Raw genomic sequence first — 25,596 nt, forward strand, 5'->3', positions numbered from 1 at the left:
TTAGAGAAATGAAACTAGAAGATCAGGTGAAGCAGTTAACGGATTTGATGTCGGAATTAGTGCCAACAGTAGATCGATTGGTAGAGACGCAGAAAAGAACAAACCTTGAGACCTCTGAGATGAGGATTTCCAATATGCGGCTTGCAGAGGCGATCGAGAAGCTAATCATTAAGATTGACAAGATTGATCAGTTTGAAGAAAGACTAGTAAGAATAGAACGCACACTATTCAAATAGTGAATTTTCTACCTCATTTCCACTTATTTGTACAACCCATTAATTCTGACAAATTGCAGGTTGGTTTGAAGCCGCTTGAATCATTTTACTATGGCTGAAGAAAAAGAAATGTCTTTCCTCGATCACTTGGAGGAGTTGCGCTGGCGCGTGGTTCGGTCATCCATAGCGATGTTTGTTTTTATGATTTTGGCCTTTATTTTCATTGAGGAGATTTTTGATCTGGTAGTGTTTGCACCTACTGAAGTAAGTTTTCCCACCTTCAAATGGATGTGTTCGATCGGCAAAGCATTAGGGTTCGAGGAACTGTGCATAACTGATTTCCCATTTAAATTGCAAAGCCGCAACATGACCGGTCAGTTCATGATGTCGCTCACGGCTTCTTTTGTGATTGGGTTGATTTGTGCATTTCCTTACCTCGCATGGGAGCTATGGTCGTTTGTGAAGCCGGGACTGAAATCAACCGAACGAAAATATTCACGCGGGGCAGTGGCCGCCATCTCTTTCCTTTTCCTTTCGGGGATCTTATTTGGTTATTACATTCTTAGCCCGATGACAATCTGGTTTTTGTCGACTTATTCCATCAGCCCTAAAATTGTAAACGAGTTTGACATTACTTCTTATGTGTCTACCATTTCAAGTTTGATTTTGGGTTGCGGATTATTATTTCAATTTCCGATGGTGATTTATTTTCTGTCGAAGATTGGGATTGTTACACCTCAGTTGATGCGCAGTTACCGTAAACATTCCATTGTGGTGATTTTGATTTTGGGTGCGGTCATTACACCTTCCGGTGATCCTTTTAGCTTAACGGTGATATCGCTACCTTTATACATACTTTTTGAAATCAGTATTTATATTTCTTCGGTGGTAGTTAAAAACAAGTTAAAAGATGAAGAGGCACAATTGCGTGCCGATCAACAAAATCTATAAACGATGAGTACAATCGCGCTGGGTGCCGATCATGCTGGCTTTGAATACAAAGAGCATTTAAAAAACTGGCTTGCAGAAAGAGGGTATACCACCAAAGATTTTGGAGCCTACTCGACTGACTCTGCCGATTATCCAGATTTTGCGCATCCCGTGGCAACGGCTATAGAAAAGAAGGAGTTTGATTTAGGTTTATTGATTTGTGGCAGCGCCAATGGCGTGGCCATGACGGCCAATAAACACCAAGGCATTCGTGCTGCCATTTGTTGGAAAGAAGAATTGGCAGAACTAGCTCGGTCTCACAACAATGCTAATATCCTCTGCATTCCCGCTAGGCATGTTTCAAAAGAGCTAGCTGAAATAATGCTGGACAAATTTATCCATACTGCATTTGAAGGCGGGCGGCACACCAAAAGAGTAGATAAAATCGGGTGTTAAAGGTTCATCTAAGATCATCCCTTTCAATACCGGATTGCTTAAGAATGGCATGAAGTGTTCCTTTCGGTAGGTCTTTCTTATGCATCGGAACCACAGTTACTTTTTTACTGTCAGGGTGCTAAAAGATGTGATGACTTCCATTGATTCTTTTGAGTAAAAAACCTCTGGCCTCTAGTTCCTTAATGATGTCTTTTGGGGTCATTAAGCGGAAATGGCCAATGAATACTCTAGTGTTGCACTATTGTCAGGAATAGGCTCGTTACTTTCCTTTAAAACAGACACATAACCTTCTATTGCTTCTTTGGCCATTGATAATGCATGATTTAAATCTTCACCATAGGTCACACATCCGGGCAAAGCTGGAACGGTAACTGTAAAGCCGCCCTCGGGCTCTTCGTTGAGCAGCACTCGATAGGTTAATATTTTATTATCCATAATCAAATTTACATCAATTAGAAGACAATAAAAATTTTGAACTTGCAGCTGTTTAATTTATTCCCTTATTATGTACTACACCCGCCTGCAAGTAGTCTGCGACTTAGAATTCACTGAAATCTTAATGGCCGAAATTGCAGAGGCTGGCTTTGACACGTTTATGGAAACCGAGAAAGGTTTTGAAGCGTATGTTGAAGAAAAAAATTTCAATGCCGACTTATTTGATAGTATCAAAGAAAAATATAAAGCAGTAAACCCTTTGCTGTTTTTTTACGATCAGGTAAAAAAGCAAAATTGGAACGAGGAGTGGGAAAAAAACTTGCAGCCAATTATTGTGGACAATCGCTGTTTGGTTCGGGCCGAGTTTCACAAAATCGAAAAGCAATATCCCTACGAGATTATCATTACACCCAAAATGTCGTTTGGTACAGGGCATCATCAAACAACTTACTTGATGATTCAAAGTCAGCTCGATATAGATCACACCAATAAACGCGTGATGGATGCGGGGTGCGGAACGGCTATTCTTTCCATCATGGCATCTAAACTAAAAGCCAAAGAGGTTGAAGCTTTTGATATTGACGAGTGGAGCGTGATCAACGGAACCGAAAACATACAAAACAACCATTGTCAGAACATTCATATCCATCAAGGCAAAATTGACGATATGAAATTTGAGGGAAAGTTCGACCTCATTTTGGCTAATATCAATAAGAACATTCTACTTTCAGAAATGAAAAGCTATGCAAATTATTTAGTTGCGGGTGGGCAACTATTGATCAGCGGTTTTTATACCCACGATATTGGTGACTTGTTGAACGAAGCGAATAAACATCAGTTGACGGAGGTAAGCAGAAAAGATAGGGAGACCTGGGCTGCGGTTTTACTTGAGAGAAAATAAGAAAAGCCTCGGAGGAGGCTTTCCCAGGACGGGACTTGAACCCGTACAGATATTACTATCCCGCTTTCAGCGGGACGTGTCTATCAATTCAGAATATGGAAGCTGTAAAAAACAAAAGCCTCTCATCGAGGCTTCATTATGTACCCAGGACGGGACTTGAACCCGTACAGATATTACTATCCCGCTTTCAGCGGGATGTGTCTATCAATTCAGAATATGGAAGCTGTAAAAAACAAAAGCCTCTCATCGAGGCTTCATTATGTACCCAGGACGGGACTTGAACCCGTACAGATATTACTATCCCGCTTTCAGCGGGACGTGTCTATCAATTCAGAATATGGAAGCGGTAAAAAACAAAAGCCTCTCATCGAGGCTTCATTATGTACCCAGGACGGGACTTGAACCCGTACAGATATTACTATCCACAGGATTTTAAGTCCTGCGTGTCTACCAATTCCACCACCCGGGCATTTCAAAAAAATTCAGCAGCCAAATACCACCGAACCAGAACAAAAATGCCCCGCTTAGCGAGGGGCATTTTCTGTCCATTCTGAGCGGGAAACGAGACTCGAACTCGCGACCCCGACCTTGGCAAGGTCGTGCTCTACCAACTGAGCTACTCCCGCTTATCAACTCCTAAACCGAGCTTTTGAGCCCAATTCCCCCAAAAGGGAGTGCAAAGTTAATCTCCCAGTTTAAATTTCCAAATCACAATTTATCCGTAGGATGCCTAATTTCTTTGGGCTGGCCAAAGTGCTTCTCATTAAAAGCCCCTGAATTGCCTTTGGGGATCGACAATGACTCGAATTCATCACCCTTCAAAATCTTGGCTTGGTACAAAATCTGACCCACATGGTGTGGATAATGGGCCAACTGCCGTTGAATGGCCTCAAGTACGGTTTGGCCCTCGTTTCGGATATAGATTACCTTCAGCAAATCATCAGGCTTTATAGAATCAAGGGCATTCAACAAGCAAGTCCATCCTTTTTCCCAAGCAACCAGCATGGCTTGTTTATTAGGGTAAGCCTCTTCAAATTCGGCTTCGCGATTACGCCAATCTTTCTCACCATCGGTGGTCATAAAATCAGTCCAGCGAGAAAGCATATTGCCGCTGAGGTGGTGAACAATCAAGGCAATGCTGTTGCTTGCCTCGTTGGGCTTTTTCATCATCTGTTCATCGGTTAACTGTGCCATGGCTTGTTCTCCTAATTTCTTGTAATACCGAAAGAACTTAATGGCGCTTTCCAGAAATTTTTCTTCTATCATATCTGTTTTCTACTTAGCGATTTAAACGACAGGGAACACGAAAAAGATTTTTGGCATTAAACCATTTTGTAAATTTCACCTCTAATGGAACTAAAACCAATTTATAATATGAAAACATTAATTAGTTGCTTGTTAATAATTGCGCTCGCATTTAGCGCGCAGGCGCAAGGCAGAAAAAGAGCTGGCCAAGCTAGGGAAGCTCGCGAGGGGAAAGTGAGCGGTCAAACCATTGATGCCAGCCAAGTGCCCGATGCTGTGAAAAATGCATTCAGTGCCACTGGAGCCACTGCCATACGTTGGGAAAAGCATGAGGCCAAGGGCAAATCAGAAAAATCGTATGTGAAGTATGTAGCAATTTATGATCAAAATGGAATTCGTTCGAGGGCTCGTTACAAAGAAGATGGCACTGCTTTAAGTTCATCAAAATACTTGAAGGCAGAGCAATTGCCAGCGAATATCAAATCGGCAGCAGAGACAAAAGCGCAAGGCATGAAAGTGATGGGTGGTGAAGAATTTAAAACCAAAAAAGGTGAAGTGTTTTACAGGGTGTTTACTCGTGGTGGAGGTTCTAAAACTGTAACAGTTTTCGATTCGAATGGGCAACCGGTTACAAAAGATAAAATGCACGAAGAACTAAAGGAATCAGAAGGAGAACAAGAAGGGGACGGAAATTAAATCAGGCAATAAAAAAAGGGCTTCGTCAAAAGCCCTTTTTTGTTTTTTAGTTCGGCCTCAAAATCACTTTCCCAAAGAAGAAATCAAGTCCGCATGCATTTAATCTTATCTACAAAACCTTTCAAAATCATTGGCTGGCTGGTTACATTATTTGCCTTTCTGGCAAGCTGAACAGATAGAAAGCTTAGTGCGTAAGTCGCTGAATTTGGGGAAGGTGATGGATGAAATGTTCGCGAAAAAAGATAAGTGCTTGTCGCGAATTTAATTTGCCCGCAAACACGTGTTTGTAGATTTTGCGCTTCACTAAGTGATCGGGTATTTTTTCAAGAAGTTGCTTTAAATCAGAACGCACACTGTCCCATTGGGCAGTTAATTCGGGCAAGGTTGAAAGGGTGGGTGTTGACTCTTTTACCAATTTGGGTGCTTTAAAGCGCAAGGGCAGCCGCTGACTGATGATCAGCACGATTAGCTTTCCTTCTTCAACAATACCTGCATCGCCAGCTTGCTCAATGCCCTGAATTTTCTTTTGCATGTACTGGATGGAGAGCCGCTCGGCCGTGATGAGGTGGGCAACGATTTGCGCAATCGACCATTTGCCGGCAGGTGCGGAGTTGAGTTTTTCAATGGAAAGAGAACTAAGCTCATTAAGGAGGTTGTCTTTTTGTTGCTCGAGTTGAGCGAAGTAGGTTAATAGAGATTTATTCATTTGATAAAGGTAGTGGTTTTGCTTTTTTAATCAGTATTGATAACTTACATCACCTAAAAACTTAAACCTCAAATATTATGGAAAATTATGCTGGATTTTGGAAACGTTTTGGCGCAGTCCTGATCGATGGAATCATTATTGGGGTTGTGCAGACTTTTATTTTTGTGCCTATATTAGGAGCATTAGGTTTTGGACTTTTTAGTTCTCAACCCAATGTCGTTAAGTTAAGGAAATGACGATTAAAAGTGATTATTTTTATGGCATAGTATAAGGGGCATGTTGCATTCGAACCTGTATCTAACCAGTACCGAGAAAACCTATCCGAGAAACTATTAAACCACATATCAAATGACAATTTTAAAAGCCGTTCAAAAGACGGTTCGAAGGGGGCATTTACAAGGGTCCGGAAACTTCCCTTCGGGCATTTGATAGTGAGCATGTTAACGATGGGCAACTCCTCGCTCCAACGTGAGATGGACAAGTTTATACGTGAGGCCCACGGAAGGGAATTCAATATCCGTGGCATCACCAAAAGTGCTTTTAGCCAAAGCCGCAAGCAATTAAAGCCGGAAGCATTTTTAGAGCTCAATGAGTTGGTTTGCAACGAATTTTATGAAGGTGCCCCTTACCTTGGATATAACAACCACCGTGTGCTTGGCCTGGATGGAAGCCGTCTTTTATTGCCCAACAGTGAAGACATTGCCCAGGGGTTTGGTACAGTGGGCTATGGCCCCAATGCCGATGTACAGCGAAGCTTGGCAACGGTATCTTTTCTCTACGATGTGGGCAATTACCTTACCCTTGATGCGCAAGTGGCAGCCCAGGGGGGCAGTGAAAAATCGTTGTTGTACAAGCATTTAGAAAAAGTAAAGGCAGGCGACCTGTTGCTCATGGACAGGGGTTATCCAAGCAAAGCGTTGTTGGGTATCCTGGCCGGCAAGGGGATCGAATTTTGTGTGCGCATGAAAGAGGACTGGTGGTTACAGGTCAACAGCTTTGCGCAAAGCAACGCAGTGGATAGTGAAGTTGTGTTTGAACCCTCTGACAAAGACAGAAAAGAATACGGGGCCCAGTACCCAGAAATGAAACAAAAAGTGAAATGCAGGTTAGTAAAAGTCTTGCTCGACAATGGCCTTACCGAAATCCTGTGTACCTCTTTGTTGGACACACAGAAATATCCGCTTGCAGACTTTAAAGAAGTCTATCACTTGCGTTGGGGCATAGAGGAGGGCTTTAAAATGTTCAAATCAAGGGTCAACATCGAAGCCTTCACAGGAAAATCCGCAGTGTCGGTCAAGCAGGACATTTATGCCAAGGCCATGATGATGAGCCTGTGCGCAGCCTTCGCCTTCCCCATCGAGCAAAAGGTAAAAGCAGAATATGCAGCCAACAAAGACTTGAAACATCCCCAGAAAATAAACAGGACAACCGCTTATGCCAATACCAAAGCAGTGGCCATAAGCATGTTCTTAAAAAGCAAGATAAAACAGGCCATTGCCGCCTTTGATGATATTGTATATAACACAAGGGAAATAGTAAGGCCCAACAGAAAAAACCCACGCAACCACAGGCCCAAGCAACAACACTATATGAACTACAAACACATCTAGCTTAACTTAACGACATTGGTTCTCAACCTGACTTTTCAGATCCTGAAGCTGCTGTAGGAATGATGGGGGCACTCATGGCTGCAATGGGCGCAACGTGGATTTTAGCGATGGTTATTCAAGTGCTTTATTTCACTTTTATGGAGTCTTCTAAAAATCAAGCAACATTAGGTAAAATGGCACTGGGAATAATTGTGACGGATATGAATGGAGGGAAACTAGATTTCTCAAAAGCATTGGTAAGAAACCTTTGCCGTTTGCTATCCAACTTCACCATGCTTATTGGCTATATCATTGCAGCCTTCACAGCCAAGAAACAAGCATTGCATGATATCATTGCAGGGACTCTTGTAGTCAATAAAAAATAGTTTTTTTTTAGTAGCCTCTTGGGAAACCAAGAGACTATCTTAAAAAATTTATCTTGGCGGAAGCCACTTCAACCCTAGCTGGCAGATACCCCACCAACTCACCATCGGCTTCCAGCATTACTTTTTGCTCCGCACTAAGTTCAATTTTCTTCCCCATCGTATAGTGTACATCGGTTGATTGGATTAATTTCTTTGCCTTAATCTGCTGCAGGTAGAGCAGAAATTTTAGCAGGGGAACATTTCCCCCAATAAAAATATCAAAGATGCCATCCTCTGCTTTGGCATGTGGGGCAATGTAAATTTTGTTGCCAAACGATTTTCCATTCGCAATGGCTACCACACGGGCCTTGCCCGTCCATTCAAAACCTTCGGTATGTACTGTTACTTTTTCTGGCCGGTGCATAAAGAAAGTTTGCAAGATCGACAGTAAGTATTTTCCGTTGCTGCCTAGCCACGCGGGCTTTGTCTTCATACGACTAACGGTGGAAGGCCCCATCCCTACGCTGCACACATTCATAAAAAACTTTTCAATGCGCTGGCCGTCCGCATCGTGACAAATAATTTTTCCAATGTCGGTAGGATGTGCAGGTTGAAGCAACCGCTCTTGGATACTAGCCGCAGTAGCCAACATGCCGCAAGCACCCGCAAAATCATTGCCTGTACCCAATGGAATAACCCCGAGGGCTGGGCGTTCAGCGAGGGTCATGATGCCGTTCAATACTTCGTTCAAGGTGCCATCGCCTCCTGCGGCTATCAACACTGAATATTTTTTTCCAAGCTCTGCGGCCAATGTTTGCGCATGACCCGCATGGTTGGTTTCGAAAACGGAAATAGCAAAGCTCGCTTGCAGCGCAGGTAGGATGTCGGTGTAAAACTTTATCTTCTTCGAAGAGATTCCGTTTAAGATGATGGCGATTTTCAACTTGGTAAGTGTAAGAATATAAGGAGGAGTAATGAACTACCTAGGCACATTGGGAAAATCGTAAATGCACACAAAGACAAATTATGATTACATCTAGGTGAATTTCTATGTGTCTATGTTCCTATGTGGTTCAAAAAAATCAACTCTATTTTTACCGCACCTTCGCAGTGACAGTGAAATTTATTTACAATTTTTCTTGATGGCCGCCTTTGCCTCGGCAGAACCTAATTCTTCGGCACGTTTGAAATCCAAGCATCCATCGTAGTTATTGCTCATGGAAATTTTTACCAGCGCACGTTGATAATACGTTTCGGCATCGTTGGGGTAAATGTCGATGGAAGCAGAATAATCTTCTACCGCTCCGGCAAAATCTTCTTTGCTGGTTTTGCTCAACGCGCGGTTGTCAAAGTAGGTGGGATTGATGCCGTCCAATTCAATGGCTTTGGTGTAATCGGCAATGGCTCCTTCATAGTCTTGCATGGTGTGTTTGAGCACGCCCCGCAGATTAAGAGTTTCGGGGTCGTCATTCTCTAATTCCAATGATTTGTTGTAATCCTCCAATGCGCCCTTCAAATCTTCTTTGGCAGTTTTGGCCAACGCACGGTTTTCATATTTCAACGGATCTTTTGCATCGATCTTGATGGCTTGGTCGTAATCGGCAATGGCTTTGTCAAAGTTGCTGGTATTGTAAAAGGCTACACCACGGTAGTTATACAGGTTGGCATCGTTCTTATCCAGTTCAATGGCTTTGCTATAATCGTCAATGGCACTGACGTATTCTCCCAACTCTGATTTTACAATTCCTCGATTGAAATATTTATCATCGTCCGCGGGTCCAAGTTCCAAGGCTTTTGAAAAATCAAAGTAAGCACCTTGTAAATCTTCGGTGTTGTATTTGGCAAACCCTCGGTTGGTGTAGGCTTCGGTATATTTTGTGTTGAAACGAATGGCTTTATCCAAGTCTGCAATCGCGCCATCATCATCACCTAAATTTACTTTGGCCTCGCCACGGTAGTTAAACGCTTCGGCCAACGTAGAGTCCATATCCAAGGCGAAATTGAAATCACCAATGGCACCATAAAAATCGCGCAAGCCAATCTTTGCCTTACCGCGCAGCACATAGGCACTTTTACTTTTGGGGTTAGCTTCTAAAATTTTGGTGAGGTCGACCTTGGCCTCGATAAAATTGAGGGAGGCGATTTTTCGTTTCGCCACATCCAGTTGTTGATCGAGCGTTTGGGCAAGACCTACGGTGTAAAAAAAACAAACGGCAAGGGGTAAAAACTTTTTCATCGCAAAGATTTCAGCTACGCGAGCAAGTTAAGAAGTTTTTGATTGAAAGTTGCTACCCCACTAAATTGCCCTTGTTTTCGTAGGGGTCTGCCACGGATATCCCAGCACGCTTATCCGCACAAGTATCCAGTAATGGAGTATTTTTGAAATGGCTTCTACTTAGTTCTATCGAAATTTACCGGGCGCTGGTTGATACCCGAAATCACCTCTTCAATTTCCTTGATCAGGTTTTGGCTTCTCGATAATTTTGAGAGGTAAATTTCCTCCCTCCGATTGAAGGATCATTTGCCGGAAAATGAAAACGTCCTGTTGAAGAACTCGCGTGGTGTGGTGAAGTGCCTGTTTGATCTTTTCCAATAAAATTGTTTTCGTGAAGTACGTAGGCCTCTTAGACACCCGTCATCATTAAGCGTTTAACCCAACTTGCAAATTGTCGAGTAAAAATTTCCGTTTACACCATTGATGTAAATTTTAAACCGTATTTCACGCATTGCCGTACTTTAGCTTTATGCAAAAACTCCTTTTAACTGCTTTCTGCCTCTTTTGGCTGTCGTTTGATGCCCGTGCGCAAGAGCGCCCGCTCGATATGAAAATGGATTTTGAAGAATACGAACCGCCCAGCAGTTTAAAGGTGCAAGAGCACCGATTGACTCGAGCAAAATTTCCGTTTATCGATATTCACAATCATCAGGGCAATATGAACAATGCCGACTTGAGTGGGCTCATCAAAGAAATGGACAAACTTAACATGGCTGTGATGATTAATTTGAGTGGCCGTGGTTTTCGTAGCAGTGGCGATCATTTGGAAAAATCCATCGACAACATTGCCAAGCAATATCCTTCGCGCTTTGTGTTGTTTACCAATGTTGATTTTGGCGCCATCGATGATGCCGACTGGACAGCCCGCACGGTGAAGCAATTGGAAATGGATGTAAAGCGTGGGGCAAAGGGATTAAAAATTTACAAAAGCTTGGGCATGTTCAACCGCGATAGTAAAGGCAGGCGCATTCATATTGATGATCCGCGCATCGACCCTGTATGGGCCAAGTGTGGTGAGTTGGGGATACCCGTGTTGATTCACGCAGCGGACCCTAAACAATTTTGGGAGCCAATCGATAAAAACAACGAACGCTGGCTAGAGTTAAAGCTGCATCCCGGGCGAAGACACGACACCGATTCGGTCAAGTGGGAAACCATTATTGCCGAGCAACACAACATCTTTAAGAAACATCCGAAAACAAAATTCATCAATGCACACCTCGGCTGGTTTGGCAGCGATTTGAATAAATTAAGTCAGCTCATGGATCAATACCCCAACATGTACACCGAAATAGGTGCAGTGATTGCCGAACTGGGCAGGCAACCGCGCGCAGCCAAAGCTTTTTTGACCAAGTATCAAAACCGTGTGCTATTTGGAAAAGACAGTTGGGTGCCCGATGAATATGAAACGTACTTTCGCGTGCTGGAAACAGAAGATGAATATTTTCCTTACCATAAACGTTACCATGCCTTTTGGCGCATGTACGGCATCGGTTTGCCAGACGAAATATTGAAAAAGATTTACTATAAAAACGCGCTGAGCATTTTGCCGAATATGGATTCACGTATCTTTCCGAAGTAAAAAATACGTCCATGTCAAAACTGCCACCTCGCGAGAGGATATTAACCATAGCTTGTACTGCCTAGAGATTTACAGTTATATTTACTGTAGATGACCCCCGAAACAAATACACACCTTAAACGCTCTCTTTCCCCTTGGATGGTGTGGGGCTTGGGCGTAGGCTATGTGATTTCAGGCAACTACTTTGGTTGGAATTTAGGATTGGAAAAAGGAGGTACGTTGGGCATGAGCATTGCATTGCTTTTCATCATCGTCCTGTACATCACCTTTACATTTAGCTATACCGAATTAGCATGCTCCATACCCAAAGCAGGTGGAGCATTTGATTATGCAACGCGTGCCTTTGGTAAGGATGTTGGTTTCGTGGTGGGCATGGCACAAAATATTGAATTCATTTTTGCTCCGCCCGCCATCGCCTTTGCAATTGGATCCTACGGAAATATCTTTTTTACTGACGTATCGATTTTGGTTTTTTCAGTCGCTGCCTATTTCTTTTTTGTAGCGTTGAATATTTCGGGCGTGAAGGTGGCTGCCACGTTTGAACTGGTCATTACCATTTTAGCAGTAGCCGCTTTGGTATTTTTCAGTCTCCTCACGTTTTCAAAATTTCAATTCAGTCACCTGCAGCAAAATGCTCTTCCGTTTGGCTATGCCGGTGTCTTTGCTTCTATTCCTTTTGCGATTTGGTTTTTTTTAGGGATTGAAGGTGTGGCTAATTTGGCGGAGGAAGCCATCAACCCCAAGCGCACTATTTTGGTTGGGTTTGGTTCTGCGATCGGAACACTTGTGGTTTTGTGCATCATTACGTTTCTCAGTTCCGTTGGTGTGGCCGGCTGGGAAGCAATTGTTTTCAATTCCGATGGAACGACCTCTGACTCTCCGTTGCCATTGGCATTGGGCTATATTGTAGATAGCTATTCTTGGAGCTATCGTTTTCTGTTGGTGGTGGGTTTGTTCGGATTGATTGCATCGTTTCATGGGTTGATGCTTGCAGCAGGACGGTCTACCTATGAATTTGGTCGAGTGGGCTATGCGCCTGCGATGCTCGGAAAAATTCACGACAAGTTTCAAACGCCTGCTAATGCCTTGCTCGTCAATATGGGGTTGGGTTTGCTGGCATTGTTTTCAGGCAAGACGGGCGAGATTATTACCATCGCAGTTTTTGGAGCGTTGACGTTGTATGTTATCTCTATGTTATCATTGATTCATCTTCGCAAAGTAGAACCCAACTTACCGAGGCCGTTTCGCGTTCCGCTTTATCCCGTTTTCCCAATCGTGGCACTGCTCATTGCTACGTTTTCGTTTGTGGCAATGGCTATTTACAATGTAAAATTGGTTGTGATTTATTTTTTGATAATTGGAATAAGTTATGGGATATTTAAGGTGTTTAAAGCGAAGCATATGTAGTCGGGTGAATATTTCAGTTTGTATAGTAGACAATGATTTGCGCCATAAAGACACGAGCTTGGAGGAAACTTGAATTTGTAAATCTTAGTGTCTTCGTGCCTTAGTGGCAATTAATCTTTTTAATTCTATGACCACCAAAACTATTTTTGATTACGTAAAAAAACACCCATCGGGGAAAGTGAAAATTGCTTATGCCGATATCGATGGCATTTTGCGTGGCAAATATATTTCAACCGAAAAATTTCTTTCGTTCAGCAATGGTGCTACCACTTTTTGCGATGTGGTTTTCGGATGGGATGCGAATGATGCAGCCTACGATAATGGCAAGTACACAGGTTGGCATTCAGGCTACCCCGATGCACCTACACGAATTGACTTTAACACGTTCAGAAAAATTCCGTGGGAGAACAATCTTCCATTCTTTTTGGGAGAAGTAGTGGATATGAAAGAAAACCCTTCTTTCGTTTGTCCTCGACAGTTACTTAAAAAAATTTATGCTGATGCAAAGCGCGAGGGCTTTACTCCCTTTTTTGCGCAAGAGTTTGAGTGGTTCAATTTTCAAGAGACGCCACAAAGTGCGCAAGACAAGAATTACAAAAACCTTACGCCACTGACACCGGGCATGTTTGGTTACTCCATTCTGCGCACCACGTTGCAAAACCCGCTCTTCTCCGACTTATTCGACTTACTCAAAAAATTTGATGTTCCTCTCGAAGGACTTCACACCGAAACAGGTCCAGGAGTTTTGGAGGCAGCTATTCAATATGCGGGAGTGATTGAAGCAGCCGACCGTGCTACGTTATTTAAAACAGCAGTGAAAGAAATTGCTTACCAGCATGGTGTCATAGCCACGTTTATGGCAAAGATTAGCGAAAATCTTCCAGGCTGTGGCGGGCACGTACATCAAAGTTTGTGGGACAAAGTCGCGAAAAAAAATCTCTTCTTCGATGCGAAAGATAAACACAACATGAGTGAGGTAATGAAGAGCTATGTGGCCGGGCAATTGTTTTGCTTGCCGCACGTCTTGCCCATGTACGCACCCACCATCAACAGCTACAAGCGATTGGTGGAAGGAGCTTGGGCACCCACTACGTTAACTTGGGCAGTGGACAATCGCACCGTGGCGTTGCGTGTTTTATCGGGTGGCAGCAAATCGTGCCGGTTGGAAACCCGCGTCATTGGTTCGGATGTAAACCCATATTTAGCAATGGCAGCAGCCTTGGCTTCGGGTTTGTATGGCATCAAAAAGAAATTAAAACTTAACCAGCCCGAAACCATTGGCAACGGTTACCGCGATTTTTCAAACGGAATTTTGCCCAGCAGCCTGCACGAGGCCACACAACAGATGAAGAGCTCATCGATCGCCATCGAGATCTTGGGTGAAAAATTTGTGGAGCATTTTACCATGACGCGCGAGTGGGAGTGGCGGCAACATTTAAAGGCCGTGACGGATTGGGAGTACAGGAGGTATTTTGAGATTATTTGAGTCAGGCCACCAAACACGAATTCAAAAATTGAAAGCCTTAATGCCGCGAATATTTTTCGTAAATTTGAAACATGAATAATTCAACTTTAGCTATCCGACATAAACTTTACGACTATATCCGTGTTGCTGATGATAAAAAACTATCGGCCATTTATCATCTACTGGAGAGCGAAATTGAGCAGACGCAAGAATGGTGGAAAGATAAAGAGGTAACACGAGAGCTTGACCAACGTTATAAAGCACTTGAGGATGGCACCGATAAAGGATTTACCCTGGAAGAGTTGAAGAGCTCAGTCACTAAGCTTCGTAAAAAGAAGTATGGATAGACATTCCATCTATCGCACTATTTTTTCAAGCAAGGCTCAAAGGGAAATTGCTGAATCTTGGAACTGGTATGAGGATAGACAGCTCGGTTTAGGCGACCGCTTTTTAAACGAGATAGCAGAGCATATTCGTAAGATAGAACAAACGCCAATCAAATTTCCAATTCGTTTTAAATCATATAGAGAGACGCCAGTACCCGTTTTTCCATTTCTCATCATTTATCGGATAAACGGGAGGAAGAGAATCATTCGAATAGTTTCAATTTTTCACACATCCAGAAATCCAACACGGAAATACTAAGGTAGAAAGCTGTTCAACTTTAGAGTAAATACAAAACAATAATGATTCACAACCGTCTATGACCTTCGACAAAATCTATCAATACAATTTCCCAACCACCATTCGTTTTGGAGCAGGCTCGCGCCACGAGCTAGCAGACTATCTACATAAAAATAATTTGAAAAAGCCGCTCGTGGTTACTGACCCCACGGTTGCACAGTTGGGGTTCTTCAAAAAACTAATAGCCGAACTTCAGCAAAAAAATATTTCCACCGAAGTATTTAGTGACATTCACAAAAACCCAGTGAAGTCAGACGTGTACAAAGGCACAGACGTGTATGATGCAACCCATCGCGACTGCATTATTGGCATTGGTGGAGGCGCTGCCTTAGACGTGGCCCGCGCCATTTTGTTGCGTGTCAATCACCGCGAAGATTTATTTAAATACGATGACTTGATCGGTGGTGATGTTTTTGTCACCAACGATGTTCCTCACTTCCTTACGATTCCCACCACGGCCGGAACCGGTAGTGAGGTAGGAAGAAGTGCAATCATTGCCGATGATACAACACATCAAAAGAAAATTCTTTTTGCACCAAAGTTGTTGGCTAAAATAATTTTTGCCGATCCTGAACTTACATTTGATTTACCTCCGTTTGTAACGGCCGCCACAGGCATGGATGCGCTCACTCATAACATGGAAGCCTATCTCGCAAAAATGCCACATCCGTTATGTGAAGGAATTGCATTGGAGGGCATATCACTCATCCATCAATCGCTGGAGCAAGCAGTGAACAAACCCGACTTGGAATCGCGCAGCAAAATGATGATTGCCTCGCTAATGGGAGCTGTGGCATTTCAAAAAGGGTTGGGCGTGGTGCATTCGTTGGCGCATCCTCTTTCTTCGTTGTTGGATACTCACCATGGCTTGGCAAATGCGGTGAATATTCCTTACGGGATGCAGTTTAACGTGGCAGGAATTGAACACAAATTCAAACGTATTGCACGCACGTTGGAATTGAAAGAGGAAACAGGCGAGGCCGTAGTGAATTATTTGTTTGACTTGAATACGAAAATAAAAATACCACACAAGCTGAGCGAAATTGGAGTGAAGCAAGAACATATTGAAACCTTGGCAGATTTGGCCATTGCCGATTTTGCGCATCCCAATAATCCGAAACCCGTTTCGCGAGACGATTTTAAACAATTGTACTTGCGGGCGCTATAAAATCTTTATGAAAAAAATCGTAGTAGGCGTTACCGATTGCAGCAAATATGCAAAGTATGCCGATTGGATTTCGAGCGATAGGAATGTGGAAGTAGTAAAGCTAGGGTACACGCTTTCTTTTGATGAGGTAAAGAAGTGCGAAGGTGTGCTTTTTACCGGAGGTGAAGATGTGCACCCAAGATTTTACAACCGTATGGATTTGTTGCAGTTCTGTTATCCAGATGATGTGGATGAAAGGCGGGACGAATTTGATTTAAAAGTCTTGGACTACACCCAATCGCATGGCCTACCGGTGTTGGGCATTTGCAGAGGCTTGCAAATCGCCAATGTGTTTTTTGGCGGCACCTTAATTCCAGACTTGCCTTCTTTTGGAAGATTCAATCATTCCAAGTTTGGCGAAGGCAACGATCGTTACCACTCCATTCAAATTGATCCAGAAGGTCAATTGAGTAAAATTACCGAATGTCAATCGGGTAAAGTAAATAGTGCACATCATCAAGCCGTAAAACATGTAGGCAAAGGATTAGTCGCCAATTGCTTTTCTGCAGATGGTGTCATTGAAGGGCTGGAGCGAATCAATCCAATTGGTAAACCATCGCTTACACTAGTGCAGTGGCACCCTGAGCGCATGCTCAATCAACAAGATGCTTTGTCATTCAAAATCAAACAGCATTTTCTAGAAGCGATCGGAAAGCAATAATTGGCAAGTAAATTTTTTCAACAGATTTTCAATCGATAACCATGCACATAATCAACCCAGCCACCGCAGAAATCATCACTGAATTAACAGAAGACAATCAAGTTTCTGTTGCTAAGAAGTTTCAATTGTTGAAAGAAGGCCAAAAGCGGTGGAAGAATGTTCCTTTGGGCGAGCGGATCAAAGTCTTGCAAAAATTTTCTTCACTGTTGGAGGCCGACATCGAATCGTTGGCTGCAGTGCTTACATCTGAAGTAGGAAAACCGTTGCAGCAATCGCGCAATGAAGTAAATGGAGCAAGGTCGCGCATCCAATGGTTGACATCCCATGCCGAGAGATACTTGGCGGATGAAGTGATGGTGCAAGAGAACAATCTCACCGAAAAAATTTCGTACGAACCGCTGGGGGTTGTTTGTAATATTTCTGCGTGGAACTATCCGTATCTGGTAGGTGTCAATGTTTTTGTTCCGGCCTTGCTAGCCGGCAATAGTGTACTTTACAAGCCTTCTGAATATGCTACACTTACGGGATTGGAAATGAAGAAGAAGTTAAAGCAAGCCGGCCTACCCGATGCTGTCTTTCAAGTAGCTGTGGGCGAAAAGCAAGTAGGTGAACTTTTATTGAGTTTGCCGTGTGACGGATATTTTTTTACAGGCTCTTATAAAACTGGAAAATATATTTATGAACGTGTTTCCGCCAAGATGGTACCTTGTCAATGTGAGTTGGGCGGAAAAGATCCCTTGTATGTGGCCGATGATGTGGCCGATGTAAAAGCGGTGGCAGCAGGTACGGCCGATGGCGCTTTCTACAACAACGGGCAAAGCTGCTGTGCGGTGGAACGGATTTATGTTCATGAAAAAATTTACGAACAATATGTGGATGAATTTGTGAAGGAAGTAAAGACTTGGAAACTAGGCGCGCCAACAGAGCCAAGTGTTTATTTTGGTGCCATTACACGGCAAGAACAATTGGAGGTTTTGCAAAACCAAGTGGAGGATGCAACGAAGAAAGGAGCAAATATTTTGCTTGGCGGAAAAAAGATACAGGGGAAAGGAAATTATTTCGAACCGACCGTATTGACAAATGTCACTCACCAGATGGATATCATGCGCGAAGAATCGTTCGGCCCTGTGATCGGTATTATGAAAGTAAAAAACGATGCGGAGGCGATTGAGTTGATGCAAGATTCTGATTATGGATTGACGGCATCGGTTTATAGTGCTGACAAGTCGCGTGCGGAAAATATTTTACAACAAATTAATTCAGGCACGGGTTATTGGAATTGTTGTGACCGCGTGAGCGCGGCAGTGCCATGGAGCGGTAGAAGCCATTCTGGTTTTGGCGCAACTTTATCGCATGCAGGGCTGCGGGCTTTTACCAAACCGAAGGCGTATCAGATGAGGGGTTAATTCAATCCTCCATCCACACCAAAAAAGAAATCATCACCAACTGATCACTCAGGTATTGAACGATCGGTTCATCTGGAAGAAATTGATTGCCGTATTTTTTGCGGATTGCTTTTACTTCTTCATCCGTCACATATTCGGTGGCAATCAGTTTGTGCGAAGGGTCAACCTTCTTTTTCAACGAGATCAGCATACGTTTCATAGTCGTGATTTTAGTGTATCAATCTTAGGGCCTTTTGGTTTGTCAAAAAATGACAAATATCAGTTGCACTGAAATAGGTATCTTTGCGGCCTTGCTGCAGACTATGTAGCTAAGCAACAGGCAATTTTAACCACCAACACCAACATTGCTGATGACTGTCGCTCAACTCAATTACCGAAGTAGGATGTGGCAAAATCGGCTGAAAAAGGGATTGGGCATTTTGCTCGCCACTTTTGTAATTTTAGTAATGGCTTTCCAATTTTTGCAAGACAAATTGATTTTTCAAGGCGTGCGGCTGGATGCTTCGCATGCGTTTGTTTTCAACCAATCTTTTGATGAGCATTTTATCAATACACCCGATGGTCACCAACTAAATGTCATTCATTTCAAAACATCCGTAGCACCAAAGGGTTTGATTTTATATTTCCACGGAAATCGAGACAATCTTCAACGTTGGGGAAACTACGCATCGGATTTTACGAAGCACGGATACGAAGTGTTGATGATGGACTATCGGGGCTATGGCAAAAGTACGGGCAAGCCCAATGAAGAAATTCTGTATGCAGACGCGGCCTTGGTATGGTTGTGGGCGAAAAACAATTTGGTTATTCCGCAATTGGTGGTGTATGGTCGCTCGTTAGGTACCGCGGTGGCTTCGCGATTAGCTATGGAAGCCAAACCACAATTATTGATTTTAGAAACTCCGTTTGATGAACTGCGTGGTGCTATTGTGCCATGGCTCAAGCCTGTTTTTTCCATATTGCCTTTTGACTATACCTTCTCTAATCGCGATCATCTTTTACAAACCAATTACCGCAAAGTCATTTTTCATGGCACCGATGATTTGGTTACACCCATTAGTTCGGCTTTGCGATTAAAACCATTGCTGAAAGACGGAGACGAATTTTTCATTATTCCGCACGGTACACATGGCAACCTTCGTGAGTTTAAAGAGTACCATTCCCGACTGGCCGAAGTACTACGGTAAATCCCATAAGGTATTCTTTTACTTTTGCGTAAAGACCTTATAGGATTAAGCTTTTTTTTCTTATCATTATTTCTTACTTTTTACGAAATGGTTAGCACATTGATTTACACGGTGGTGGTTATGGCCTGTGTTTACGCAGGTTTGTGTTTGGCCATATTATTCTTTCAGCACCTGTTTTTCTTCCGCCCTGAGATTTTAGCCACGCATTTCAAATATCAATATGCTTTTCCTTTTGATGAACTTGATTTTGATATGCCCGATGGAGGGAAGATCAACGCCATTCATTTTAAAGTTCCTAACTCGCGTGGAGTAATCTATTATCTGAAGGGCAATTCACGGAGTATCAAAGGGTGGGGCAAGTTTGCAAAAGATTTTGTGAGCAATGGGTATGACTTTTTTATGATGGACTACCGCGGCTTCGGAAAAAGTAAAGGCAAGCGAACACAACAAAAATTATTTGATGATGCTCAGTTTTTGTACAAATGGCTGCTGGAGAATTATCGACAAGATCAAATTGTGGTCTTCGGTCGTTCATTCGGGACAGGTATAGCCGCTCACGTGGCTTCGCAAAATCACCCCCGATTGCTTGTATTGGATTCGCCTTATTTTAGTTTTTTGTATAATGCCAAACGCTATGCTTTTTTTCTCCCACTCCAGTGGATTTTGAATTATGATTTGCGAACAGATTTGTATTTGAAGCAAGTAACCTGTCCCGTTCATATCATTCATGGCACGAAAGATAGATTGATTTCCTTTCAGCAGAGTGAAAAACTAAAAGCCTTGTTTCCAAACAAGGTTACACTTCATGCCATTGAGGGAGGCAGGCACAATAACCTGCCTGATTTTTCGGCCTTTTTTGAAGTGCTCTACGATGTGCTCTATGTAGAACCATCTAAAATTGCTACTCCATGAGCATCGATTTTCTTCGCGTGTTTGATCTGATAAATTATCAGGCCATAAAATATCCGCAAGCCAACTGCCTCAATTATTGGCAGAACGAAAAGTGGCAAAGCCTCTCTACACTTCAGACGCAAAAATCCATTGACGACATTTCGTGCTGGTTGATGCAAAATGGTTTTGCGGAAGGTCAACGAATAGCGATTGTGCCACGCATGGGCAGCCCCCGTTGGATGATGGTTGATTTTGCCTGTCAACAGATAGGATTGGTGGTGGTGCCAATTCATCCCACGTCTTCACCGGAGGAAATGACTTTTATTTTAAAGGAGACCGAAGCGGTGTTATGCATTACAGCGGATACTGAACTCTATCGTAAAGCTAAAGATCTTTTGGATAACACTTCTTTAAAAATGCTTTTTCACCTAGAAGAGAAATCAGAAGGATTTTTTCCAGCCTTAAACGATAGCGCATCAGATCATTTTTCAATGGCTCAACTAGAAGCGCAAAAAGAAAAGATTACGCCCCAGCATTTGCTTGCTATTCTATACACCAGTGGCACATCAGGTCAGCCAAAAGGCGCAATGTTAACGCACCACAACGTAGTCAGCAACATCAAATCTATTTTGCCCATTTTACCATTGCAAGCGGGCCAGCGCGCGTTGAGTTTTTTGCCGTTCAGTCATATTTTTGAGCGCACCAGTTGCTGTGCTTACATTGCCTTTGGTGTGAATATTTATTTTAGTCAAAACCTGAGTCTGTTAAGCACTGATTTTAAGAGCGTCCAACCTTACTTCTGCACCACCGTGCCCAAAACGCTTGAACGCATGTATGACATTCTACTCGAACAGCAATCAGAAAAAAACTGGTGGAAAAAAAAAGTGATTGGCTGGGCAATGGCCGTAGGCGAAAAATACCGCGATGAAAAGCAAGTCAGTTTATTTTTTGGGATGAAACTCTTTTTCGCCCGTCACTTGGTTCTTTACAGATGGAAGCGTGCATTGGGTGGCCATATCAAGTACATGGCCGTGGGGGCAGCCGCTTTACGTCCACAGATCAGTCGCTTGTTTTCTGCTGCTGGCGTGGTCACCTTGGCGGGATATGGCATGACGGAGGCTTCGCCTTACATCAGTGTAAACCGTCCAGGCTTTCACAAGTTTGGAACGGTGGGCTTGCCCGTGCCGGGCGTTGAAATAAAATTGGATGAACCCACTGAAAATGGTGAAGGCGAAATCTTGATCAAAGGCCCCAACATCATGCTTGGCTATTACAAACGACCCGAACTAAATGCGGAGGTATTTACAACCGATGGATGGTTTCGAACAGGCGATGTAGGAAAAATGATTAACAAACATTTCCTTACCATTACCGATCGCAAGAAAGATATCTTTAAAACCACGGCAGGTATTTACATTGCGCCACAGCCCTTGGAAAATCATTTCGTGGCATCTGCTTTTATTTTTCAATGCTTGGTAGTAGGTTTCAACAAACCATTTGTGAGTGCCGTATTGGTGCCCAACTTTCAGGTGTTAAAAAATTGGTGCGACCAAAACAACATCCACTGGACTTCGCCCACCTACATGATCCACAACATCAAAGTAATGGCCAAAATGCAAATGGAAGTAGACGCGTTGAATGAAACGTTAGAAAACTACAGACGCATTAAAAAATTTGTGTTAAGCGATGTGGAATGGACCACCGAGAGTGGGCATTTGACTACGTCATTTAAAATCATGCGCGCGAAGCTATTAGAGAAGCATCGGCAAGAGATAGAAAAGTTGTATTTGGAGTAGCCCACTTTCTGGCACAATTTTTACTTATTTTCGTAGCAATTAAATGTATCACTATGAAAATGATCCTGCTTTCTTTTGTTGTGTTGGTGGCTTCTTCGTGTGCCAATAGCCCTTTTGGTAAAAAAGTAAGCGAGCCCTTCAGCGGAAACGCCTACGAATCCAACAATCGTTTCTTTCGTGCTACTGGCAAAGGAGAAAGCTCATCGGATAACATTGCCAGGGGCAAGGCCGACATCGAAGCAAAGACCTATTTGGCCGGCCAAGTAAACACCACCATGAAGCAAGTGGCAGACAATTATCAAGGTCAAACTGAAAACGAACGAGGTGCCGATGTTGCCGAGAAATTTCAGAGCTTGGCCCGCGAAGTAATGAATACTGACTTGGCCGATTTGCGCAAAGTAGGAGAAAAGAAATACTATAACGACAAAGAGAAGAAATACACGGTCTTTATAGCCTACGAAATAAAAAAGAATGCCATGTTCCGTTTCATGAAAAAGCAAGCGAGGGTAAATCAAAAAATAGATGAACGTCAACTGGCCATCATCGATAAAATATTAGACGAACAAATCAAAAACTCGGAGGACGATAAAAACTAATTTGAAAATGAGGCAATTTGAAGATTTGAAAATGCTAATCAAACTGGACTTAGATTTTCAAATTGAACTCATCTTCAAATTTTCAAATTAAGTAGCATTCGCCATCTTCTCGGCCGTCTCAGCAATTTTTAATTGATTGATAAATTCATCAATCTCGCCATTCATTACAGCCGGTAAGTTGTGTTGGGTGTAACCCACTCGGTGATCAGTTACGCGGCTCTGTGGATAGTTATAGGTTCTGATTTTTTCAGATCGATCGCCACTGCGCACCTGACTTTTGCGTGAGGCCGTAATGCCGGCATTTTTCTTTTCTACTTCAAGTTCATAAAGCTTCGCGCGCAACATCACCATGGCACGTGCCCTATTGCCATGTTGCGATCGCTCTACTTGGCAGGTGATCACAATACCCGTAGGTTTATGTGTCATCTGCACTTTTGTTTCTACTTTATTTACGTTCTGCCCACCGGCACCACCCGAGCGCGAGGTGATCACTTCGATATCGGCTGGATTGATTTCTACATCCACATCTTCGGCTTCTGGCAAAACCACTACTGACGCTGCCGAGGTATGAACACGCCCTTGTGTTTCCGTTTCGGGCACGCGCTGAACACGATGAACACCCGATTCGTATTTGAAGATTCCGTAGGCACCATCTCCTTCCACACTGCTGATTACTTCTTTGTAACCACCGGCCGTTCCTTCCGTTACATCTAGCACCGACATCTTTAACCCAACCCGATCGCAGTAGCGCTGATACATGCGCCATAAGTCGCCCGCAAATATGGCGGCTTCATCGCCACCGGTGCCAGCACGGATTTCCAAAATGCAGTTCTTGTAATCGTTGGGGTCCTTTGGCATCAGCAGCTCTTTGATCTCCGCTTCAAGGGCGTCTACTTTTGGTTCAAGCTCTTCAATTTCTTGCTTGGCCAATTCACGCATTTCAGGATCTTTCTCCTTCGCCAATAAATCTTTTGCGTGCTTTACTCCGTCTATTGCGTTTTGATAGGCATCAAACTTCACCACCACTTTTTCCAAATCACGGTACTCTTTGCTTAACTGACCGAATTTCTTTTGGTCGCTAAGCGTATCGGGCTGCACCAACAATTGGCCAACCTCTTCAAAGCGGTTCTTTATTTCTATTAACTTCTCTATCATAATTAAAAATCAGGCAAAGGTAAGGGTTAGATTTTAGATTTGTGCCGTTAGATTTTTAGATTTGATACCTCTTACCAAATCAAACATGAGTATGAACGTGAAGAAAGTTGTTGTTTTTGTCTTGGCGATTCAGATGATGGCTTGCAATGGCCGATTGTCTGATGAACAGAAAAGGAAAATAAAAGATGAAATGGAGTCGAGCCAGATTGTGAAAATACCCGAGGCGACCATTACAGAGGCGGCATTTGAGTACGGTCGCACCATCGTTGCGCCTTTGGAGGCGCGCGATCAGCAACTGATGAACCAAAAGCTTATTGACTCTTTACAAGAAGCTTTTCATGTCAACATCAAAGCACTTAATGCCAACGATTCGCTGCTGCGCGAAGTGGAAAAAAAAATGATTGAAGCCTACCTGGGTGCGGGCAGTGAACAGCTTACGGATAATGTGCAAAAGATGGGTGTCGATTCTATTTTTTATACCAAGCCATTCATGAAAACCCATCCGGATGGTTCTGTAGAATTGATTAAAGTGGTAGGCATAAAAATGTCTAAACGTGAGGTGATCAAACAAATCAAAAAATAAAAAAGGCTGCCCTTCGTAAAGGACAGCCTTTAAATATCAAAAATAATTTTGTTACGGTTTCTTTACAGCAGGGGTTGCGGTAGTGGCAGGGGTTGGTGTTATACCGAATTTCTTCAACACCAAATTTGAAATGTTGTATTGCTCATCACTATACAAAAGGATATCAACACCACCAGAAATCTGCGGATTGATGATAAAGCTGTACCCATTTTCCTTGGCTACATCTTCAACTGCTTTGCCAATCTTCTCATAAACGGGAGCCATTAAATCAGCTTGCTTCTTTTGCAATGAGGCCTGTGCTTCTTGTTGAAATTTTTGAAAACCTTCTTGCATGGCTTGAAGTTCTCTTTCTTTATCAGCCTTAATTGGATCGGGAGTGGTAGCAGGCATTGCTTGGTACGCCTTATACTTAGCTTCGAAATCCGCTTGTTTTCCTTTCATGGTATTTTCCAATTGAGCACCATGTGTTTTTAACTCGCTATCAATTTGTTTGTATTGTGGCATTTGACTGAAAATATATTCCCAATCAGCATATCCGATTTTTTGAGTCTGGGCTTGGGCGGTTGTTAATGCTAATCCGCAAAGCAGGGCAACTAAAAGTGTTCTCATTTTAAATTAATTACTGGTTTATTTTATTTTATCGTTTGGGTCTCCTAATCCTAGTTCTTCTAATACAAAATCGGTGTAATCGTGGCGCGGGTCGGTATAAATCATCACCAACTCGGCCGACTTATCAAAAACAATGGCCAACCGATTCGTTTTGGCCACTTTTGCCACGGCATCAAATACTTTATCCTGCAAAGGTTTAATCAATTCTTGTTTTTTCAAAAAAAATAGCCCTCCAAATCCAAAAACCTTTTTTTGATAGTCTTTCAGTTCTATTTCCTTTCGTTTGATCTCTTCCAGCCGATCATTTTTCATCTCCTCCGTCAGCAGCACTTGCTCGGCTTGGTAGGCTCGGTAAAGGGCATCTACCTTACTCTGCATTTCCTCAATTTCTTTCTGCCAAGCAGCCGAAAGTTGATCGATTTCGCCTTGTGCTTTGCCGTACTCGGGCATTTTGCTCAGCACATAGCCCGAATCAAAATAACCGAACTTCTGTGCATTTACAAAACTCAGGCCGAAAATGAAAAAGCATACCGAAACCGCAAAAAACCTCATTT

Annotated in this window: 31 protein-coding genes and 2 tRNA genes; 21 read left to right on the forward strand and 12 right to left on the reverse strand. The window is 43.0% G+C overall.

The features are described 5' to 3' along the window. Window positions 1-8 precede the first annotated feature (8 nt). The 3 genes from KA713_14755 to rpiB all read left to right on the forward strand — a co-directional run bounded on the left by KA713_14755 (window position 9) and on the right by rpiB (window position 1,601). Entirely contained in the window at window positions 9-236 is a 228-nt protein-coding gene (locus KA713_14755; GenBank protein ID UXE65721.1) for a hypothetical protein, read from the forward strand. A gap of 90 nt (window positions 237-326) precedes the next feature. Next, entirely contained in the window at window positions 327-1,166 is an 840-nt protein-coding gene (tatC, locus tag KA713_14760) for a twin-arginine translocase subunit TatC (GenBank protein UXE65722.1), read from the forward strand. 3 nt (window positions 1,167-1,169) lie between these two features. After that, entirely contained in the window at window positions 1,170-1,601 is a 432-nt protein-coding gene (rpiB, locus tag KA713_14765) for a ribose 5-phosphate isomerase B (GenBank protein ID UXE65723.1), read from the forward strand. A gap of 4 nt (window positions 1,602-1,605) precedes the next feature. Here the strand turns inward: rpiB and KA713_14770 are convergent, their stop codons facing one another. Then, the gene (locus KA713_14770) at window positions 1,606-1,695 is read right to left on the reverse strand and encodes a type II toxin-antitoxin system HicA family toxin (GenBank protein ID UXE65724.1); all 90 of its coding nucleotides are present in this window, start codon (window positions 1,693-1,695) and stop codon (window positions 1,606-1,608) included. A gap of 107 nt (window positions 1,696-1,802) precedes the next feature. After that, complete coding sequence (locus tag KA713_14775) at window positions 1,803-2,024, reverse strand: type II toxin-antitoxin system HicB family antitoxin (GenBank protein UXE69145.1); 222 nt, start codon at window positions 2,022-2,024, stop codon at window positions 1,803-1,805. Between the two features lie 82 nt (window positions 2,025-2,106). Here KA713_14775 and prmA point away from each other — a divergent pair, with 82 nt between their 5' ends. Continuing rightward, the gene (gene prmA / locus KA713_14780) at window positions 2,107-2,937 is read left to right on the forward strand and encodes a 50S ribosomal protein L11 methyltransferase (protein ID UXE65725.1); all 831 of its coding nucleotides are present in this window, start codon (window positions 2,107-2,109) and stop codon (window positions 2,935-2,937) included. 383 nt (window positions 2,938-3,320) lie between these two features. Here the strand turns inward: prmA and KA713_14785 are convergent. The 3 genes from KA713_14785 to KA713_14795 all read right to left on the reverse strand — a co-directional run bounded on the left by KA713_14785 (window position 3,321) and on the right by KA713_14795 (window position 4,200). Then, a tRNA-Leu gene (locus tag KA713_14785) sits at window positions 3,321-3,406 on the reverse strand. 84 nt (window positions 3,407-3,490) lie between these two features. Further along, a tRNA-Gly gene (locus KA713_14790) sits at window positions 3,491-3,563 on the reverse strand. Window positions 3,564-3,645: 82 nt separating this feature from the next. Continuing rightward, entirely contained in the window at window positions 3,646-4,200 is a 555-nt protein-coding gene (locus tag KA713_14795; GenBank protein ID UXE69146.1) for a DUF1572 family protein, read from the reverse strand. 111 nt (window positions 4,201-4,311) lie between these two features. Between KA713_14795 and KA713_14800 the strand changes: the two genes are divergently transcribed. After that, on the forward strand, window positions 4,312-4,878 hold the full coding sequence (locus tag KA713_14800) for a hypothetical protein (protein UXE65726.1): 567 nt from the start codon (window positions 4,312-4,314) through the stop codon (window positions 4,876-4,878). Between the two features lie 184 nt (window positions 4,879-5,062). Here KA713_14800 and KA713_14805 read toward each other — a convergent pair whose 3' ends face one another. Next, complete coding sequence (locus KA713_14805) at window positions 5,063-5,584, reverse strand: DinB family protein (GenBank protein UXE65727.1); 522 nt, start codon at window positions 5,582-5,584, stop codon at window positions 5,063-5,065. A 77-nt stretch (window positions 5,585-5,661) separates the two neighbouring features. Between KA713_14805 and KA713_14810 the strand changes: the two genes are divergently transcribed. From KA713_14810 to KA713_14820, 3 genes are all read left to right on the forward strand, one after another. Further along, window positions 5,662-5,820, forward strand: coding sequence for an RDD family protein (locus tag KA713_14810; GenBank protein UXE65728.1), 159 nt, complete (start codon window positions 5,662-5,664; stop codon window positions 5,818-5,820). Between the two features lie 105 nt (window positions 5,821-5,925). Further along, window positions 5,926-7,194, forward strand: a complete 1,269-nt coding sequence (locus tag KA713_14815; GenBank protein ID UXE69147.1) for an IS4 family transposase — start codon at window positions 5,926-5,928, stop codon at window positions 7,192-7,194. A 59-nt stretch (window positions 7,195-7,253) separates the two neighbouring features. Beyond that, window positions 7,254-7,559, forward strand: coding sequence for an RDD family protein (locus KA713_14820; GenBank protein UXE65729.1), 306 nt, complete (start codon window positions 7,254-7,256; stop codon window positions 7,557-7,559). Between the two features lie 34 nt (window positions 7,560-7,593). Here the strand turns inward: KA713_14820 and KA713_14825 are convergent, their stop codons facing one another. Together KA713_14825 and KA713_14830 are read right to left on the reverse strand one after the other, a co-directional pair. Continuing rightward, window positions 7,594-8,481, reverse strand: coding sequence for a YegS/Rv2252/BmrU family lipid kinase (locus KA713_14825; GenBank protein ID UXE65730.1), 888 nt, complete (start codon window positions 8,479-8,481; stop codon window positions 7,594-7,596). A gap of 180 nt (window positions 8,482-8,661) precedes the next feature. Beyond that, on the reverse strand, window positions 8,662-9,774 hold the full coding sequence (locus tag KA713_14830) for a tetratricopeptide repeat protein (GenBank protein ID UXE65731.1): 1,113 nt from the start codon (window positions 9,772-9,774) through the stop codon (window positions 8,662-8,664). A gap of 508 nt (window positions 9,775-10,282) precedes the next feature. On the opposite strand from KA713_14830, the gene KA713_14835 reads away from it, so the two are divergent. The 8 genes from KA713_14835 (at window position 10,283) to KA713_14870 (ending at window position 18,225) form a co-directional block, all read left to right on the forward strand. Then, a complete protein-coding gene (locus KA713_14835; GenBank protein ID UXE65732.1) occupies window positions 10,283-11,395 on the forward strand; it encodes an amidohydrolase family protein in 1,113 nt (370 codons plus the stop codon). 90 nt (window positions 11,396-11,485) lie between these two features. Next, complete coding sequence (gene eat / locus KA713_14840) at window positions 11,486-12,802, forward strand: ethanolamine permease (GenBank protein ID UXE65733.1); 1,317 nt, start codon at window positions 11,486-11,488, stop codon at window positions 12,800-12,802. 127 nt (window positions 12,803-12,929) lie between these two features. Further along, a complete protein-coding gene (locus KA713_14845) occupies window positions 12,930-14,288 on the forward strand; it encodes a glutamine synthetase (protein UXE65734.1) in 1,359 nt (452 codons plus the stop codon). Window positions 14,289-14,359: 71 nt separating this feature from the next. Then, window positions 14,360-14,614 carry an addiction module protein gene (locus KA713_14850; protein ID UXE65735.1) on the forward strand — a complete coding sequence of 85 codons (255 nt, stop codon included), beginning with the start codon at window positions 14,360-14,362 and terminating at the stop codon, window positions 14,612-14,614. Beyond that, window positions 14,607-14,912, forward strand: a complete 306-nt coding sequence (locus KA713_14855) for a type II toxin-antitoxin system RelE/ParE family toxin (GenBank protein ID UXE65736.1) — start codon at window positions 14,607-14,609, stop codon at window positions 14,910-14,912. Before KA713_14850 ends, KA713_14855 begins: the two co-directional genes overlap by 8 nt. A gap of 58 nt (window positions 14,913-14,970) precedes the next feature. Then, window positions 14,971-16,119, forward strand: a complete 1,149-nt coding sequence (locus KA713_14860; protein UXE65737.1) for an iron-containing alcohol dehydrogenase — start codon at window positions 14,971-14,973, stop codon at window positions 16,117-16,119. Window positions 16,120-16,126: 7 nt separating this feature from the next. Next, entirely contained in the window at window positions 16,127-16,819 is a 693-nt protein-coding gene (locus KA713_14865; GenBank protein ID UXE65738.1) for a gamma-glutamyl-gamma-aminobutyrate hydrolase family protein, read from the forward strand. 41 nt (window positions 16,820-16,860) lie between these two features. Continuing rightward, window positions 16,861-18,225, forward strand: a complete 1,365-nt coding sequence (locus tag KA713_14870; GenBank protein UXE65739.1) for an aldehyde dehydrogenase family protein — start codon at window positions 16,861-16,863, stop codon at window positions 18,223-18,225. Window position 18,226: 1 nt separating this feature from the next. Here KA713_14870 and KA713_14875 read toward each other — a convergent pair whose 3' ends face one another. After that, window positions 18,227-18,424, reverse strand: a complete 198-nt coding sequence (locus KA713_14875) for a hypothetical protein (protein ID UXE65740.1) — start codon at window positions 18,422-18,424, stop codon at window positions 18,227-18,229. A gap of 151 nt (window positions 18,425-18,575) precedes the next feature. On the opposite strand from KA713_14875, the gene KA713_14880 reads away from it, so the two are divergent. The 4 genes from KA713_14880 (at window position 18,576) to KA713_14895 (ending at window position 22,695) form a co-directional block, all read left to right on the forward strand. Then, a complete protein-coding gene (locus KA713_14880; GenBank protein ID UXE65741.1) occupies window positions 18,576-19,412 on the forward strand; it encodes an alpha/beta fold hydrolase in 837 nt (278 codons plus the stop codon). 87 nt (window positions 19,413-19,499) lie between these two features. Continuing rightward, on the forward strand, window positions 19,500-20,324 hold the full coding sequence (locus tag KA713_14885; GenBank protein ID UXE65742.1) for an alpha/beta fold hydrolase: 825 nt from the start codon (window positions 19,500-19,502) through the stop codon (window positions 20,322-20,324). Continuing rightward, on the forward strand, window positions 20,321-22,099 hold the full coding sequence (locus KA713_14890; protein ID UXE65743.1) for a long-chain fatty acid--CoA ligase: 1,779 nt from the start codon (window positions 20,321-20,323) through the stop codon (window positions 22,097-22,099). The genes KA713_14885 and KA713_14890 overlap by 4 nt, the downstream gene beginning before the upstream one ends. Before the next feature lie 53 nt (window positions 22,100-22,152). Beyond that, window positions 22,153-22,695 carry a hypothetical protein gene (locus tag KA713_14895; protein ID UXE65744.1) on the forward strand — a complete coding sequence of 181 codons (543 nt, stop codon included), beginning with the start codon at window positions 22,153-22,155 and terminating at the stop codon, window positions 22,693-22,695. Between the two features lie 87 nt (window positions 22,696-22,782). Here KA713_14895 and prfA read toward each other — a convergent pair whose 3' ends face one another. Then, a complete protein-coding gene (gene prfA, locus KA713_14900; protein ID UXE65745.1) occupies window positions 22,783-23,850 on the reverse strand; it encodes a peptide chain release factor 1 in 1,068 nt (355 codons plus the stop codon). 91 nt (window positions 23,851-23,941) lie between these two features. On the opposite strand from prfA, the gene KA713_14905 reads away from it, so the two are divergent. Then, window positions 23,942-24,433 carry a hypothetical protein gene (locus tag KA713_14905; GenBank protein ID UXE65746.1) on the forward strand — a complete coding sequence of 164 codons (492 nt, stop codon included), beginning with the start codon at window positions 23,942-23,944 and terminating at the stop codon, window positions 24,431-24,433. 51 nt (window positions 24,434-24,484) lie between these two features. On the opposite strand, the gene KA713_14910 is transcribed toward KA713_14905, so the two are convergent. Both KA713_14910 and KA713_14915 read right to left on the reverse strand, forming a co-directional pair. Next, window positions 24,485-25,042 carry an OmpH family outer membrane protein gene (locus KA713_14910; GenBank protein UXE65747.1) on the reverse strand — a complete coding sequence of 186 codons (558 nt, stop codon included), beginning with the start codon at window positions 25,040-25,042 and terminating at the stop codon, window positions 24,485-24,487. 18 nt (window positions 25,043-25,060) lie between these two features. Then, a complete protein-coding gene (locus KA713_14915) occupies window positions 25,061-25,594 on the reverse strand; it encodes an OmpH family outer membrane protein (GenBank protein UXE65748.1) in 534 nt (177 codons plus the stop codon). Between the last annotated feature and the right edge of the window lie 2 nt (window positions 25,595-25,596).

The sequence above is a fragment of the Chryseotalea sp. WA131a genome (genome assembly GCA_025370075.1).
GTDB lineage: Bacteria > Bacteroidota > Bacteroidia > Cytophagales > Cyclobacteriaceae > ELB16-189.

Coding starts and splice junctions, on each gene's coding strand:
- KA713_14845 (UXE65734.1), top strand. CDS start 12,930: ATGACCACCAAAACTATTTTTGATTACGTAAAAAAACACCCATCGGGG.
- eat (UXE65733.1), top strand. CDS start 11,486: ATGACCCCCGAAACAAATACACACCTTAAACGCTCTCTTTCCCCTTGG.
- KA713_14755 (UXE65721.1), top strand. CDS start 9: ATGAAACTAGAAGATCAGGTGAAGCAGTTAACGGATTTGATGTCGGAA.
- KA713_14865 (UXE65738.1), top strand. CDS start 16,127: ATGAAAAAAATCGTAGTAGGCGTTACCGATTGCAGCAAATATGCAAAG.
- KA713_14885 (UXE65742.1), top strand. CDS start 19,500: ATGGTTAGCACATTGATTTACACGGTGGTGGTTATGGCCTGTGTTTAC.
- KA713_14880 (UXE65741.1), top strand. CDS start 18,576: ATGACTGTCGCTCAACTCAATTACCGAAGTAGGATGTGGCAAAATCGG.
- tatC (UXE65722.1), top strand. CDS start 327: ATGGCTGAAGAAAAAGAAATGTCTTTCCTCGATCACTTGGAGGAGTTG.
- KA713_14905 (UXE65746.1), top strand. CDS start 23,942: ATGAACGTGAAGAAAGTTGTTGTTTTTGTCTTGGCGATTCAGATGATG.
- KA713_14800 (UXE65726.1), top strand. CDS start 4,312: ATGAAAACATTAATTAGTTGCTTGTTAATAATTGCGCTCGCATTTAGC.
- KA713_14870 (UXE65739.1), top strand. CDS start 16,861: ATGCACATAATCAACCCAGCCACCGCAGAAATCATCACTGAATTAACA.
- KA713_14835 (UXE65732.1), top strand. CDS start 10,283: ATGCAAAAACTCCTTTTAACTGCTTTCTGCCTCTTTTGGCTGTCGTTT.
- KA713_14915 (UXE65748.1), bottom strand. CDS start 25,594: ATGAGGTTTTTTGCGGTTTCGGTATGCTTTTTCATTTTCGGCCTGAGT.
- prfA (UXE65745.1), bottom strand. CDS start 23,850: ATGATAGAGAAGTTAATAGAAATAAAGAACCGCTTTGAAGAGGTTGGC.
- KA713_14855 (UXE65736.1), top strand. CDS start 14,607: ATGGATAGACATTCCATCTATCGCACTATTTTTTCAAGCAAGGCTCAA.
- KA713_14860 (UXE65737.1), top strand. CDS start 14,971: ATGACCTTCGACAAAATCTATCAATACAATTTCCCAACCACCATTCGT.
- KA713_14810 (UXE65728.1), top strand. CDS start 5,662: ATGGAAAATTATGCTGGATTTTGGAAACGTTTTGGCGCAGTCCTGATC.
- KA713_14850 (UXE65735.1), top strand. CDS start 14,360: ATGAATAATTCAACTTTAGCTATCCGACATAAACTTTACGACTATATC.
- rpiB (UXE65723.1), top strand. CDS start 1,170: ATGAGTACAATCGCGCTGGGTGCCGATCATGCTGGCTTTGAATACAAA.
- KA713_14895 (UXE65744.1), top strand. CDS start 22,153: ATGAAAATGATCCTGCTTTCTTTTGTTGTGTTGGTGGCTTCTTCGTGT.
- prmA (UXE65725.1), top strand. CDS start 2,107: ATGTACTACACCCGCCTGCAAGTAGTCTGCGACTTAGAATTCACTGAA.
- KA713_14890 (UXE65743.1), top strand. CDS start 20,321: ATGAGCATCGATTTTCTTCGCGTGTTTGATCTGATAAATTATCAGGCC.
- KA713_14830 (UXE65731.1), bottom strand. CDS start 9,774: ATGAAAAAGTTTTTACCCCTTGCCGTTTGTTTTTTTTACACCGTAGGT.
- KA713_14875 (UXE65740.1), bottom strand. CDS start 18,424: ATGAAACGTATGCTGATCTCGTTGAAAAAGAAGGTTGACCCTTCGCAC.
- KA713_14910 (UXE65747.1), bottom strand. CDS start 25,042: ATGAGAACACTTTTAGTTGCCCTGCTTTGCGGATTAGCATTAACAACC.
- KA713_14820 (UXE65729.1), top strand. CDS start 7,254: ATGATGGGGGCACTCATGGCTGCAATGGGCGCAACGTGGATTTTAGCG.
- KA713_14805 (UXE65727.1), bottom strand. CDS start 5,584: ATGAATAAATCTCTATTAACCTACTTCGCTCAACTCGAGCAACAAAAA.